The sequence below is a fragment of the Pseudomonas sp. UBA6315 genome (genome assembly GCF_002438125.1).
Classification (GTDB): Bacteria; Pseudomonadota; Gammaproteobacteria; order Pseudomonadales; family Pseudomonadaceae; genus Aquipseudomonas; species Aquipseudomonas faucium.
In genome coordinates this window covers 16,577-30,498 of sequence record NZ_DJTF01000033.1, presented here as the reverse complement: position 1 = coordinate 30,498, position 13,922 = coordinate 16,577, and the positions used below count along the sequence as shown (strand labels likewise).

Genomic DNA, 13,922 nt, shown 5'->3' with positions numbered 1-13,922 from the left:
AGTGTTCGCAGTTGAACACCAGCACCGGGCAGCCGGTAGCTAAACCGCAGACGATTAATTTCACCGCTCCTGCAACGATCGATGTTGCTGCGGACGGTATCGCCCTAACGGTATTCGACGCTATTTCAAAAGGGGCAAACAATACGCTGGTGATTACGTGCAACCCTAGTGAATACACCGGGCTCAAGGTTGAGCCCTCGCGGGGGTTAACCCCCGCTTCGGGTAGTGTATTTCCGCTGGGGGATACAGGGCTTGATTTCAGAATAACTATCGAAGGGTTTACTGCTTTTTTTCCAGTGGCAAGTGCTCAGCCACAATTTTATATACCTTATGGTACGCGCGTAGAATATCCGGACGGGCCCTATAGGCTCTACCTCGTCAAGAATCGAGAGGTGCCTCCAGGCGCCACTATTCCAGCAGGGCTTTTGGGTAGCTGGGTTTCTCAAAGTGGCGGGGTGATCGTCAATTTCAATTTGATGAACTCAATTCGAGTCGTTACGTCGTCGTGTTCGGTTGAGAGTACTAATGTACAGATGGGCGATAAATATCAATTACACATGCTACGCGACGTTGGCGACACCACCGCGCCGGTGCCGTTTAAATTATTGGTGAAGGATTGCGGCAAGGGCGTAAATAGAGTGCGCTTTACTTACGATACTCTCCCCGGGGTCACCTCCATCGACGGCATTATACCCTTAGACGCGAAATCTTCTGCAAAGGGCGTGGGGTTAAAACTTATGGATGACAAGGGAACCCTACTCAAAATGAAGCAGGGGTATACGCTTGCAAACTATACTGCCGGTGCGGCAAGCGCGGAGCTTAGCCTCACTGCTGCCTACGTTAGATTGGCTGATGATGAACTCAAAGCGGGTACAGCTAACGCCAGTGTGAGATTCACTGTGACGTATTTGTAGTCGGTTTGGGGCGCGAGCGAGTGTTTTAAAATTTTCATTTTTGAGAATTTCCTTATAGAGGAAATCATCGTCAGAATCCTAATATGTGACCGCCTTTGAAAGGGCAGTACAAGCATGTTAATTAGGAGTCGAAATGAAGAAGTATCTTAGCGCTGCCGCATTGGTCGCTGCTGCCGTTCTCGCAAGTGGTTGCACCAGTTACAATGTTAGCCAGCCAATTGCTCCTGTAGCTGGCGTGGTCAAGACAGACTTGAAAGCCGACGTTGCCGTGGGTGGCGAGATCAGTGGCCAATCCCAGGTCAATATCCTGTTTGGCGTATTCAAGTTCGGTGGTGATAATCAGTTCGCCGACGGAGTGACCTACGGCGCCGAGAGCGGTTCAGGGATGAGCTTCGCTGCCTTTGACCCGGTGTCCTCGGTCAAGGCTGCTGCAGCTTACAAGGCGGTGAAAAGTTCAGGTTCCGACTTGATCGTAGCGCCGCGTTATGAAGTAAACGTGGAGGACTACTTCATCTTCAAAAAAGTGGATGTGAAGGTAACCGGTAGTAAGGGCAATATCAAAAATATTCGCTGATGAATGCCGGGCGGGGTGCATAACCCCGCCCTCCGCTAAATATTGCAGCATCCGCCAGGCCATCGGCTGTAAAGCCCATTATCAACTGCGGCACTCGCATCCGTCGTGTTGCCGTCGAAGCGTTGAGAAAGTTCAGGCAGTGCTCACCGGTGTTCGGTGCATGTCGAGGATTCTGCAGCGGTATCGAAATCGAGCGCCGCGCGGGCGGCGCTCGATCTCAAAATCAATCAGATCCCGAGGCATGCACCCGAACTGCTCCGCTTAGGCTGCCGCCATCTTGGCACTCATCTGCCGGCGACGATAGGCACTGTCGCGGCTGGCCAGCCACCAGTACAGCGGCGAGGTAATCACCAGGCCCACCAACCAGGACAGGTCGGCGCCGTTGATGTGCGCGGAAATCGGCCCCACGTACAGCGGCGTGTTCATGAACGGAATCTGCACCACGATGCCCACCGCGTAGGCGATCAGCGCCTGCGGGTTGTAGCGGCCGTAGATACCGCCGTCGACCTTGAAGATCGACTGGATGTCGTAGTCGCCCTTGTGGATCACGTAGAAGTCGATCAGGTTGATCGCCGTCCACGGCACCAGCACCACCAGCAGCACCAGCACCATGTCGACGAAGTGGCCGATGAAGTCCGCCGAGGCGCACACCGCCACCACGCAGCAGCCCGCCAGCACCACCAGCGACAGCACCGCACGGCTCTTGGCGGTGGGGATCCAGCGGTAGGCGAAGGTCTGGATCAGGGTGATGATCGACAGCACCGCGCCATACAGGTTGAGGGCGTTGTGGCTGATCACGCTGAGCAGGAACAGCACCAGCATGATCGGGCCGAGGGTGCCGGTGGCCAGCTTGACCGCGTCCATGGTGTCCATGCCGGCCGGGATCGCCAGCACCGCCACGGCGCCGAAGATGAACGACAGGCTCGAACCCAGGGCCGAGCCCAGGTAGGTGGTCCAGAAGGTCGAGGAGACCTTCACGTCGGCCGGCAGGTAGCGCGAGTAGTCCGACACATAGGGGGCGAAGGCGATCTGCCACAGCGCCGCCAGCGACACGGTGGCCAGCCAGCCGGCCAGGTTGAAGCCGCCGCGGGTGAGGAAGTCGTCACTTTGCACATGGCTGAAGATGTAGCCGAAGCCGACCACGATCCCGATGCCCAGCACCCAGGTGCCGATGCGGTTGAGCACGTGGATGAAGCGGTAGCCGATGATGCCGATGATCCCCGAGCCCAGCGCGCCGACGACGATACCGACCGGTACCGGCACCGAATCGACCACGCCATGCAGCGACTTGCCGGCCAGCACGATGTTGGAGGCGAAGAAGCCGATGTACATCACCCCGGCGATCACCACCACCAGCAGCGCGCCGAGCGAGCCGAACTGGGCGCGGCTCTGGATCATCTGCGGGATGCCCATCTGCGGGCCCTGGGCCGAGTGCAACGCCATCAGCACCCCGCCGACCAGGTGGCCGACCAGGATGGCGACGATGCCCCACACCAGGTTCAGGTGAAACAGCTGCACGCCCAGCGCGCCGGTGACGATGGGTAGCGGCGCGATATTGCCGCCGAACCACAGTGTGAACAGATCCCTTACCTTTCCATGGCGGTCTTGCGGGGGCACGTAGCCGATCGTGTGTTTTTCTATGAGGGGTGCCGAGTTGGCTGCACTGGTCATGACTGACTCCAAGGCAAGGTTGGGCAACGAGGGCTGCCCGGGTACGTGCCGGCGATGGGCGACGCGTTCTTGTTGGAGCGATGATGCGGGGTGCGGGGGTTAGGAGAAATAAGTAAATATGTGCCCATAAACGTTAAAAAAGCTAAGGCTGACAAAAGGTTAAGGGACGAGTGGCTGCAAGGAGCGGGCCATCGGGCGGTAAGGCCCGAGGTTGGGCGGTTGGGTTGGGAATGGATCCAAACGGATGTGCCGGGATGGTGCGTGGTGCGCGATTGCGGGGCAGGGCATGTGTTGCCTGTGCCGGCCCTTTCGCGGGGCAAGCCCGCTCCCACCGGTACTGTGCAGAACTGTGGAATGTAACTGTGGGAGCGGGCTTGCCCCGCGAAAGGGGCCCCAGGCATCAACGCCGATCTACGTCGGCAGCATGCGGTCCTGAATCACCTCTTTCATCACCAGCGTCGAACTCAGCCGCTTCACATTGGGAATGCTGGTCAACTGCTCGTCATACAGCTTCTGAAACGCCGGCAAGTCCTTGGCCACCACATGCAGCAGGTAATCCGGGTCGCCAAACAGCCGCTGCGCCTCGACGATCTGTGGTATTGCGCTGACGGCCGCCTCGAAGTCCGCCACCGGCTGGCGGGTCACTTCGCGCAGGGTGACGAACACCAACGCCGCGAAATTCAAGCCCAGCGCGCTCGGCGCCAGGCGGGCGTGGTAGCCGAGGATGGCGCCGCTCTCCTCCAGCGCCTTGAGCCGCCGGTGGCACGGCGACAGGCTCAGGCCCACGCGGTCGGCCAACTCGGTCACCGACAGGCGACCATCTTTTTGCAGTTCGGCAAGGATCTTCCGGTCTGTGCGGTCCATTGGGGAGAATCTTCCAGTAAATAAAGGTTTCGGGGAAATATACGGAAGAAAATCCTCAGGCGAAATCTTTACGCTTTCCAGCAACCGCAAACCTTGTGAAGGAAGACGTGAAGTGGCGATCAGTGTGCTGACGGCGTTCTGGGCCGTGTCCTTGTTGTTCGTGATTACTCCCGGCGCCGACTGGGCCTACGCCATCTCGGCGGGCATGCGCGGGCGCTGGGTGATGCCGGCGGTGGCGGGGATGCTGTCGGGGCATTTCCTGGCCACCCTGGTGGTGGCGGCGGGGGTCGGCAGCCTGCTGGCCGGGCACCCGCTGGCGTTGACCTTGCTGACCCTGGCTGGCAGCAGCTACCTGCTGTGGCTGGGCGGCAACCTGCTGCTGAGCCCGGCATTGCCCGAGGCGGGGCAGGGCGGTGCCGGGGAAACGGGGTCGCGCTGGGCCTTCAAGGGCTTTTGCGTCAGCGGGCTCAACCCCAAGGTGTTCTTGCTGTTCCTGGCCTTGCTGCCGCAGTTCACCGACCCGCAATCCAGCTGGCCGGTGCCGGTGCAGATCCTGTTGCTAGGGCTGGTGCACCTGTGCAGCTCGCTGGTGATCTATTCGCTGGTGGGCTATGGCGCCAAGGCGGTGCTAAGCACCCGGCCGGGGGCGGCGAAGCTGGTGGGCAGGGTGTCGGGGTTGGCGATGATACTGGTGGCCACGGGGTTGATCATCGGGCAGATGCGCTGAAACCGCTGCAAACGTTCACCTACCCAGCACCTTAGCCAGCATCTGGCACACCTGCTCCGCCGAATAGGGTTTGGCCAGGAAGGCAAAGCCGTCGTGGCCGCCCTCGGCGATCGCCTCGCTGTATCCCGAGGTCAGGATCACCGGCAGCTGCGGCCGCTGGCGGCGCAGTTCGCGGGCCAGTGCCAGGCCGCCCATGCCCGGCATCACCACGTCGGAAAACACCGCATCGAATTCGCCCGCCGGGCCGGCCAACTGGGCCAGGGCGTCTTCGGCCGAGTGCGCCCAGCTGACCTGGTAGCCGTGATCTTGCAGGATGTGCGTGGTGAAGGTGCCCAGGTCGGGGTTGTCCTCCACCACCAGTATCCGCCGCCGTGCACCTGCCGCATGGGGCGCGGCGGGCAGCGCAGCGGTAGCCTCGGCTGCGGCAGGCGGCGCCTCTTGCGGCAGGTACAGGGTGAAGGTGGTGCCCTGGCCCTCGACGCTGGCCACCTCGATGTCGCCGCCGGACTGCTTGGCGAACCCGAACACCTGGGACAGGCCCAGGCCGGTGCCCTCACCGGGCGCCTTGGTGGTGAAGAACGGATCGAAGATGCGTTCCAGCAGCCCGGCGGCGATACCGACGCCGGTGTCGGTCACCGAAATGGCGGCAAATACCCCGCCTGGCGCCGGCTGCCCGCGCAGGCCAGGCATGCGCTGGCCGGCCTGCAGGCGCAGGCGCAAGGTGCCTTCGCCGGCCATGGCATCGCGGCCATTGAGCATCAGGTTGATCACCGAGGTTTCGAGCTGGCCGAGGTCGGCGCGGATATGGCAAGGCTGCGTGGGCAGCTCCAGCTCCACCTGGATCCTCGCACCGGTGGCGGTGTCGAGCATGTCGGCCATGGCCTGCAGGCGCGGCCCGGCCTCGAACACTTGCGGGCTCAAGGCCTGCTTGCGGGCGAAGGCGAGCAACTGGCCGGTCAGCTTGGCGCCGCGGTCGACGCTGTCGGCCATGGTCTTGAGGTAACGCTCGCGGCGGCCTTCGTCGAGGCCGGGGCGCTGCAGAAAGTGCAGCGACGAACGGATGATGGTCAGCAGGTTGTTGAAGTCATGGGCCACGCCGCCGGTCAACTGGCCGATGGCTTCGAGCTTCTGCGCCTGGCGCAGCACGGCTTCGGTGTGCAGCAGCTGGGTCGTGCGCTCTTCGACGCGCTGCTCCAGGGTGGCATTGAGCACTTCCAGGGCCGCCATCGCCTCGCGCACCTCGGCGTGGGCCTGCACCCGCTGGATATGCGACCAGCAGCGCTCGGTCACTTCGCGGATCATGCGCAGCTCGTAGCCAGTCCACACCCGCGGCGCCTTGTCGTGGATGGCCATCAGCGCGGTCAGGCGCCCATCCTTGATCAGCGGCATGCAAATGGTCGCGGTAATGCCGATGGCCTGGAAGGTCGCGGCTTCTTCGCGGGGCAGTTCGCTGAGGTTGTCGTTGATCACCAGCGCCTCGCCCGCGCGCAGGCGGCTGACGGCCAGGCGGCCGAAATCGGCCAGGCGGTACTGCCCGATCAGCCGGGGCGAGCCAGGCGCCACCGCATCGCCGCAGATGTTGAAACCATCCTGGTCGGCGTCCATCACTGCATAGGCGCAGCTGGACAGCTGCAGGTGCTCCACCAGCATGGCCGTGGTGATGGCCATGATCCGCTCGGGGTCGGTGGCGTTGGCCACTTCGCGGCTCAGGCTGTCGAGAAAGCTCAGGCGCTGGCTGTTGACCACGTTGGTGGTGGTTTCGGTGACCGTGTCGAGCATGCCCAGCACGCGGCCGTCGACGCCCCGTATCGGGCTGTAGCAGAAGGTGAAGTAGGCGCGTTCGGGGCCGCCGTTGCGGTCGATGACCAGCGGGAAGTCTTCGATGTACACCGCTTCGCCGGCCATGGCGCGCGCGGCCATCTCGGCGATTTCGCCCCAGGCTTCCTGCCACACGTCGCTGAACGGGCGGCCCAGGGCCAGCGGCTTGCGGCCCAGGATCGGGGTGAAGGCGTCGTTGTACAGGGTAATCAGCTCGGGGCCCCAGAGCACCGCCTGGGGGAAGCGCGAGCCCAGGCACAGGGCGACCGAAAGTTTCAGGGCGTCGGGCCAGGTCTCCAAGGGGCCTAGGGGGGTGTTGCTCCAATCGTGCTGGCGGATGCGCTCGGCCATCTGCCCGCCGCCCTCTAGCCATTTCGCCATGTGTTTTGCCATTCCTTTAGACCGGGATGACAAGGGTGCACCGAGAATGGCGAAATGGCGAGGGGATTATGCCAGGCCTCATCGCCGGCAAGCCGGCTCCCACAGGTGATGCACTGCCTCAGGCTCAGCGGATGAAATGCACCTTGCCGGTATCGTCGTTGCCCATGTAGATGCCATACACCCCCGCCTGGCGCTCGAGAATGTAGCGCTCGAGGATCTGCCGGATCGCCGGGTAGTAGATCTCGTCCCAAGGGATCTCATCGGGCGCGAAGAACTTGTAGGCCAGGGTTTCCGGCCCGTACTGCCCGGTCTCTTCGGTGGCGATGGCGCGGAAGATGATGTACACCTCTGAGATGGTCGGCACGCTGAAGATCGAATACGGCGAGACGATCTCCCCGCGCACGCCGCTTTTTTCCCACACCTCGCGCAGGGCCGCCTGTTCGGTGGTTTCACCCGCTTCCATGAACCCGGCCGGCAAGGTCCAGGTGCCGGGGCGCGGCGGGATGGCGCGCTGGCACAGCAGGTACTTGCCCTCGCGCTCGATGATGCAGCCGGCGATGATCTTCGGGTTGATGTAGTGGATGTAGCCGCAGCCGGGGCAGTGCAGGCGCTCGTGGGTGTCGCCGGTGGGAACGCCCCGGGCCAGTTCCGTGGTGCAGTGCGGACAGTAGCGCGGGGCGGTGGGCATGTTCAGCGGCCTATGCGGGGTTCTTTGAGGACCAGGGGCTCGACGATTTCGCGCACCTTGGCGTTGTCGTCCTGCTTCTGGCGCAGGTAGTCCAGGGCCACCTTGGCGGCGGCGCGCACGTGATCGACCGAGGCCTGGTGGGCGGCCAGCGGGTCGCCGCTCTTGATCGCCTCGACGATCTTTTCCATTTCACGGTTGCTGGCGCCGCGGCGGTTCTCCTGCGACACCGAGGTGGCGCGCAGGTAGCTGATGCGTGCCTGCAACTGGCGCAGCTGCTGCGCCGCCACCTGGTTGCCGGAGCCTTCCAGAAGCACGTCGTAAAAGCCCTGCACCGAATCCAGCACCTGTTGCAGCTCGCCTTCCTCGAGCGCCTCGCGGTTGACCTCCAGCGCCCGCTCCAGGGCGCGGATGTCCTTGGCCTTGGCGTTGAGGGTGAACAGCTGCACGATCAAACCTTCGAGCACGCAGCGCAGCTCGTAGATGTCGCGGGCATCTTCCAAAGTGATGATGGCCACGCGCGGGCCCTTGGCGTCGGCGAACTCCACCAGCCCTTCGGACTCCAGGTGGCGCAGGGCTTCGCGCACCGAGGTGCGGCTGACGCCGAGGCGGTCGCAGAGGTCGCGCTCGACCAGGCGGTCGCCCGGCAGCAGGTGGAAGTTCATGATCGCGCCCCGCAGCTTGTCGAGCACGATTTCACGCAGGGTAACGGGGTTGCGGTTGACCTTGAAGCTGTCGTCGAGTGGCTGGCGTTTCATCAGGTGCGCTCTTTATGAGGCTGTTGCGCCAACATCACGGAGCACCCCGAACCTGGGCACTCCTTGCAGTGGTTCGAACAGCCCGTTGTTAACGGGTTGACTCCGTGTCGGCTTCGGCGAACGCTTCGCGGGCCAGGCGGAAACTGTCCACCGCCGCGGGCACGCCGCAATAAATACCGACCTGGAGCAGGATCTCGCGAATCTGTTCACGGCTCAGGCCATTACGCAATGCGCCGCGAATGTGCAATTTGAGCTCGTGGGGCCTGTTGAGCGCGGAAATCATTGCCAAGTTTATCATGCTGCGCTCTTTGAGCGACAAGCCTTCGCGGCCCCAGACGTGGCCCCAGCAGTACTCGGTAACCAGCTCCTGCAAGGGCTTGGTGAAGTCGTCGGCGTTCTGCATGGAGCGGTTGACGTAGTCCTCGCCCAGCACCTGGGTGCGGATCTTCAGGCCTTTTTCGTACTTTTCGTTGCTCATGGCATCGCTCCGGATAAAAACAGGGGCCGCAACCGAGTGGTGAGGGATAGCGCGGCCCCCAAAAAGGGGGTGGCACAGGGCCGCTGCGCGGCCCAATCGCCGGCAAGCCGGCTCCCACAAAACCTGTAGGAGCCGGCTTGCCGGCGATTGGGCTGCAAAGCAGCCCCTCTCAGCATCAACCCAAGGGCGGCAGGGCGCCCAGCTTGCCCTTGTGGTAGACCATCGGCGTCGCCGGGTCGGCCGGCAGCACCAGGTTCTTCACCGCGCCGACGATGATCGCGTGGTCACCGCCGTCGTACTCGCGCCACAGTTCGCACTCGATGATCGCCGTGGCCTTGGCCAGCAGCGGGTTGCCCAGCTCGCTCAGGTGCCAGTCGATGCCCTTGGCCTTGTCCTTGCCCTTGCCGGCGAAGGCATAGGCCTCGGCGGTCTGGTCGGCGGACAGCAAGTGGATGGCGAACTGCTTGCTGTCACGCAGGATCGGGTAGGTGTCGGAGGCGTAGTTGGGGCAGAACAGCACCAGCGCCGGCTCGATCGACAGCGCGCTGAACGCGCTGGCGGTGATGCCGACGATGTCGCCGTCGGCGTCCAGGGTGGTGACCACCGTGACGCCGGACGGGAAGGAGCCCATCACGTCTTTGTAGATGCCGGGTTCGATCATCTTGTGCTACCTCTCAACGCATCACGAACGGGTCGGGCATCGGCGCGGTGGACAGGTTGATCCACACGGTCTTCAGCTCGGTATAGGCCAGCACCGAATCGATGCCGCTTTCACGGCCGTAGCCGCTGTTCTTGAAGCCGCCGATCGGCGCCATGGCCGACACTGCGCGGTAGGTGTTGACCCAGATGATCCCCGAGCGCACATCGCGGGCCAGGCGGTGGGCACGGCCCAGGTCGCGGGTCCAGATGCCGGCCGCCAGGCCGAACTGCGAATCGTTGGCCATGGCCAGGGCCTGTTCCTCGGTCTTGAAGCGGATCACCGCCGCGACCGGGCCGAACACTTCTTCCTGCATGATGGTCATCGAGTTGCTGTCGCACTCGAACAGGGTCGGCTCGTAGAACCAGCCATCCCCTTCGACCTCGGCACGCTTGCCGCCCAGGTGCAGCTTGGCGCCTTCGGCCTTGGCCGCCGCCACCAGGCCTTCGACCACGGCCAGTTGCTGGGCGGTGGCCATCGGCCCCATCTCGCTGGCGTCGTCCTGCGGGTTGCCGATGCGGATGCGCTTGGCGCGCTCGATCAGGCGGGCCACGAACTCATCGAAGATCTCGTCTTGCACCAGCAGGCGCGAGCCGGCCACGCAGCTCTGCCCGGAGGCGGCATAGATGCCGGCCACGGCGCCGTTGATGGCGCTGTCAAGGTCGGCGTCGGCGAAGATGATGTTCGGCGACTTGCCGCCCAGCTCCAGCGACAGCTTGGCGAAGTTCTCGGCGCTGCTGCGCACCACGTGGCGGGCGGTGGCGGCGCCGCCGGTGAAGGCGATCTTGCGCACCAGCGGGTGGCGAGTCAGGGCCGCGCCGGTGCTTGGGCCGTAGCCGGTGACCACGTTGACCACACCCGGCGGGAAGCCGGCTTCATGGGCCAGGCGCGCCAGCTCGAGGATGGTCGCCGAGGCATGCTCTGACGGCTTGAGCACGATGGTATTGCCCGCCGCCAGGGCCGGGGCCAGCTTGATCGCGGTCAGGTACAGCGGGCTGTTCCAGGGGATGATCCCGGCTACCACGCCGATCGGTTCGTGCACCGTGTAGGCGAACAGGTCAGGCTTGTCCAGCGGCAGGGTGCCGCCTTCGAGCTTGTCGGCAAGGCCTGCGGTGTAGTGGAAGAACTCCGGCAGGTAGCCGACCTGGCCGCGGGTTTCGCGGATCAGCTTGCCGTTGTCACGGCTTTCGAGCTGGGCCAGGTGTTCCTTGTTTTCGGCGATCAGGTCACCCAGGCGGCGCAGCAGCTTGCCGCGCGCGGTGGCGGTGATGCTGCGCCAGGCCGGGCTGTCGAAGGCGCGCTGGGCGGCCTGCACGGCCAGCTCGACGTCGGCTTCGTCGGCGTCGGGCAGTTGCGCCCAGGCCTGGGCGGTAGCCGGGTTGAGGCTGTCGAAGGTCTTGCCGCTGTGGGCATCGAGCCATTGGCCGTCGATGCACATCTGGAAACGAACGAGGGTCATGCAACAATCCCCTTGGCGGATTCGGTGAGGGTGCGGGCTTGGCTGAGGAAGTCCAGCAGCATCTTGTTGACTTCCCGTGGTGCCTCTACCGGCATCATATGCCGTTGCTCGGCCAGCACCACGCTCTGCGCGCCGGGAATGCTGGCGGCAAGCTGGCGGGTCATGGCCGGGGTGGAGCCGGCGTCGAGTTCGCCGGTGGCGATCAGCGTCGGCACCTGGATGCTGCCCAGGTCGCCTGCGCGGTACATGTCCTGGGTGGCGAACAGCGAATAGGTGGTGTGGTAGCCCTGCGGGTCGTTGCTTGCCAGCACCTGGCGGATCGCGGCGACCTGCGCGGGGTTGGCCGCCTTGTATTCACGGCTGAACCAGCGGTCCAGGGCGGCGTCGACGTTGGCGTCGGGGCCCTGTTCGGCCGCTTGCGCGGCGCGGGCGATCACCCCGGCGCTCTGTTCTGGCGTGCGGTTGAACACGCTGTTGAGCACCACCAGCGCAGCCAGGCGCTGTGGGTAGTGCAGGGCAAAGGCGCGTGCCACCAGGCCGCCCATGGAGAAGCCGATCACGGTGGCCTGGGCGATCTGCAGGTGGTCGAGCAGTTCGGCCAGTTGCGCGGCGTAGCCTTCCAGGCCGATGTCGGCCGCTGGCAAGGCGCTGTGGCCGTGGCCGAGCATGTCGTAGGCGATGACGCGGTAGTCGTTGGCCAGGCCCACGAACTGCCCGCCCCACATTTCCTTGTTCAGGCCCACGCCGTGGATCAGCACCACGGGTTGGCCCTGGCCCTGGACCAGGTAACTGGTGCCGGCCGGTGTACGTTCAGCGACAGGCTGAATCATGGAGGGCGCTCCTTGAAGGTCGGGCGTGGCGCTTGCACGCAACGCCCCGGCCCGTCTTGGTTGTTGTTATTGAGCGTTGGCCTTTTCGGCCGCCAGTTCTTCCAGGTCGATGTAGCGGTTGCCGATGCGCGGGTGCAGGCGGCCGCCGTCGGCAGCGCCCAGTACCACGACGATTTCGTCGGCACGCGGGGCGTCTTCGATCTGCATTTCCAGGGTGATGTAGTGCGAGCGCAGGCCTTCGTCGTCCTTCTGCATCATCGGGATCTGGATCGAGGTGCCCGGGCCGCCGCGCTTGTTGGTGAAGCTCAGGTAGCTCTTGGCCTGCACGGCTTCGCGGTAGTGGTTGCCGAAACGCAGGGTGTGGATCACGGCGGAGGCGTGCTCGATTTCGCCATCGGCGCCGACCACGGCTGCCTTGCCATAGGCTTCGATCTTGTCGGCACCGCCGATGGCGGCGGTCAGGCGCTCGACCATCAGGGCACCGAGCTCGGAGCAGTTGGCGCGGATTTCCGGCTTCAGATCTTCAACGAAACCGCGACCGGCCCATGGGTTCTTGATCACGACGGCCAGGCCGACCATGGTCACCGGCTTGTCGGTGGCCTTGCCGCCTTCGATGCGGGTCTCTTCGGAGTAGGTGACGATCTTGCGGATTTCGAAACTCATGGGGGGCTCCTGGTGAGGGTTATCAGCTCTTGTTGTCTTATGGTATACCATAATATTTGTTGTGCAAGAGGGGGGCTGAAATTTCTCTTGGGAGTGGACGAAAGGCGGGCTGATACCTTGATTGTTGTGCTGTCTGTACTGGCCCTATCGCCGGCAAGCCGGCTCCCACAGGTAGGTCGCAGCTCTTGAGGGCGGTGGTGTACCTGTGGGAGCCGGCTTGCCGGCGATGGGGCAACCCCAAATTCAAAAAAACGCCCGCTCGCGAGGGCCACGCGGGCCGCCGGGAGCGGGCTTGTCCCGCAACAGGTTCAGGCAATGGGAATTCAGGCGAACGCCGGCACCACTTCCTTGATGAACAGCTCCAGCGACTTCTTCTTCTCGGCGTGGGGCAGGCTGTTGTCGCACCAGAAGCTGAACTCGTCGACGCCCAGTTCCTGGTAGTACTTGATGCGCGCGATGATTTCTTCGGGGGTGCCGATCATGGTGTTCTTGCGGATGTTCTCCAGGGCGAAGGCCGGCACCTCGGCGAACTTCGACTCCGGGCTCGGCTCCAGGAAACCGTTGACCGGGGTGGTCTTGTTGCCGAACCAGGCATCGAAGGTGCGGTAGAAGCGCGAAATGGCCTGGGCACCAATCTTCCAGCCGTCCGGGTCGGCCGGGCTGTGCACGTGGGTGTGGCGCAGCACCATCAGTTGCGGGCGCGGCACCTCGGGGTTGTTGTCGAGCGCGGCCTGGAACTTGTTCTTCAGGTCCAGCACTTCTTCGTCGCCTTTCATCAGCGGGGTGACCATCACGTTGCAGCCGTTCTTCACCGCAAAGTTGTGCGAATCCGGGTCGCGGGCGGCGATCCACATCGGCGGCATGCCTTTTTGCACCGGCTTGGGCACGCTGGTGGAGGTCGGGAAGTTGTAGACTTCGCCTTCGTGGGCGTAGTCGCCTTGCCACAGCTGGCGCACCGCCGGGACCATCTCGCGCAGGGCCTTGCCGCCGTCGGTGGCCGGCATGCCATTGGCCATGCGGTCGAACTCGAACTGGTAGGCGCCGCGAGCCAGGCCGACTTCCATGCGGCCGTTGCTGATGACGTCGAGCAGGGCGCATTCGCCGGCCACCCGGATCGGGTTCCAGAACGGCGCGATGATGGTGCCGGCGCCCAGGCGAATGGTCTCGGTGCGCGCGGCCAGGTAGGCCAGCAGGGGCATCGGGCTTGGCGAAATGGTGTATTCCATGGCGTGGTGTTCGCCAATCCACACGGTGCTGAAACCGCCGTTCTCGGCCATCAGGGTCAGTTCGGTCAGGTCTTCGAACAGCTGGCGGTGGCTGACCTGTTCATCCCAACGTTCCATGTGCACGAACAACGAAAATTTCATGGGGCTTTCCTCAAAGCTTGGAAGTCTCGCCTGGCG

14 protein-coding genes are annotated in these 13,922 nt (G+C 63.7%); 3 read left to right on the top strand and 11 right to left on the bottom strand.

Features of this window, described 5'->3' with window-relative positions; translation table 11 throughout:
* The first annotated feature begins 11 nt into the window (after positions 1-11).
* Together B3E94_RS03985 and B3E94_RS03980 are read left to right on the top strand one after the other, a co-directional pair.
* A complete protein-coding gene (locus B3E94_RS03985) occupies positions 12-914 on the top strand; it encodes a fimbrial protein (protein WP_286912410.1) in 903 nt (300 codons plus the stop codon).
* Positions 915-1,047: 133 nt separating this feature from the next.
* Positions 1,048-1,488: a hypothetical protein gene (locus B3E94_RS03980; RefSeq protein ID WP_286912409.1), complete on the top strand. Its 441-nt coding sequence runs from the start codon at positions 1,048-1,050 to the stop codon at positions 1,486-1,488.
* A gap of 261 nt (positions 1,489-1,749) precedes the next feature.
* Here B3E94_RS03980 and B3E94_RS03975 read toward each other — a convergent pair whose 3' ends face one another.
* On the bottom strand, positions 1,750-3,159 hold the full coding sequence (locus B3E94_RS03975) for a purine-cytosine permease family protein (protein ID WP_176514961.1): 1,410 nt from the start codon (positions 3,157-3,159) through the stop codon (positions 1,750-1,752).
* 411 nt (positions 3,160-3,570) lie between these two features.
* Positions 3,571-4,023: an Lrp/AsnC family transcriptional regulator gene (locus B3E94_RS03970; RefSeq protein ID WP_286912408.1), complete on the bottom strand. Its 453-nt coding sequence runs from the start codon at positions 4,021-4,023 to the stop codon at positions 3,571-3,573.
* 112 nt (positions 4,024-4,135) lie between these two features.
* On the opposite strand from B3E94_RS03970, the gene B3E94_RS03965 reads away from it, so the two are divergent.
* Positions 4,136-4,750: a LysE family translocator gene (locus tag B3E94_RS03965; protein ID WP_286912407.1), complete on the top strand. Its 615-nt coding sequence runs from the start codon at positions 4,136-4,138 to the stop codon at positions 4,748-4,750.
* Between the two features lie 15 nt (positions 4,751-4,765).
* Here B3E94_RS03965 and B3E94_RS03960 read toward each other — a convergent pair whose 3' ends face one another.
* The 9 genes from B3E94_RS03960 to B3E94_RS03920 form a co-directional block, all read right to left on the bottom strand.
* Positions 4,766-6,949 carry a response regulator gene (locus B3E94_RS03960; protein ID WP_286912406.1) on the bottom strand — a complete coding sequence of 728 codons (2,184 nt, stop codon included), beginning with the start codon at positions 6,947-6,949 and terminating at the stop codon, positions 4,766-4,768.
* A gap of 124 nt (positions 6,950-7,073) precedes the next feature.
* Positions 7,074-7,637 (bottom strand): NUDIX hydrolase, encoded by a 564-nt coding sequence (locus B3E94_RS03955; RefSeq protein ID WP_286912405.1) that lies wholly within the window; start codon positions 7,635-7,637, stop codon positions 7,074-7,076.
* A gap of 2 nt (positions 7,638-7,639) precedes the next feature.
* Positions 7,640-8,392, bottom strand: a complete 753-nt coding sequence (locus B3E94_RS03950; RefSeq protein ID WP_176514947.1) for a GntR family transcriptional regulator — start codon at positions 8,390-8,392, stop codon at positions 7,640-7,642.
* A gap of 88 nt (positions 8,393-8,480) precedes the next feature.
* Entirely contained in the window at positions 8,481-8,870 is a 390-nt protein-coding gene (locus B3E94_RS03945) for a carboxymuconolactone decarboxylase family protein (protein WP_176514945.1), read from the bottom strand.
* A 175-nt stretch (positions 8,871-9,045) separates the two neighbouring features.
* Positions 9,046-9,531, bottom strand: coding sequence for a flavin reductase family protein (locus B3E94_RS03940; protein ID WP_286912404.1), 486 nt, complete (start codon positions 9,529-9,531; stop codon positions 9,046-9,048).
* A 13-nt stretch (positions 9,532-9,544) separates the two neighbouring features.
* Positions 9,545-11,026, bottom strand: coding sequence for an aldehyde dehydrogenase (locus B3E94_RS03935; RefSeq protein WP_236235690.1), 1,482 nt, complete (start codon positions 11,024-11,026; stop codon positions 9,545-9,547).
* A complete protein-coding gene (locus tag B3E94_RS03930) occupies positions 11,023-11,856 on the bottom strand; it encodes an alpha/beta fold hydrolase (protein WP_236235691.1) in 834 nt (277 codons plus the stop codon). Before B3E94_RS03930 ends, B3E94_RS03935 begins: the two co-directional genes overlap by 4 nt.
* A 66-nt stretch (positions 11,857-11,922) precedes the next feature.
* On the bottom strand, positions 11,923-12,519 hold the full coding sequence (locus B3E94_RS03925; RefSeq protein ID WP_003256068.1) for an amino acid synthesis family protein: 597 nt from the start codon (positions 12,517-12,519) through the stop codon (positions 11,923-11,925).
* A gap of 323 nt (positions 12,520-12,842) precedes the next feature.
* Positions 12,843-13,886: an LLM class flavin-dependent oxidoreductase gene (locus B3E94_RS03920; RefSeq protein ID WP_236238434.1), complete on the bottom strand. Its 1,044-nt coding sequence runs from the start codon at positions 13,884-13,886 to the stop codon at positions 12,843-12,845.
* Positions 13,887-13,922 lie beyond the last annotated feature (36 nt).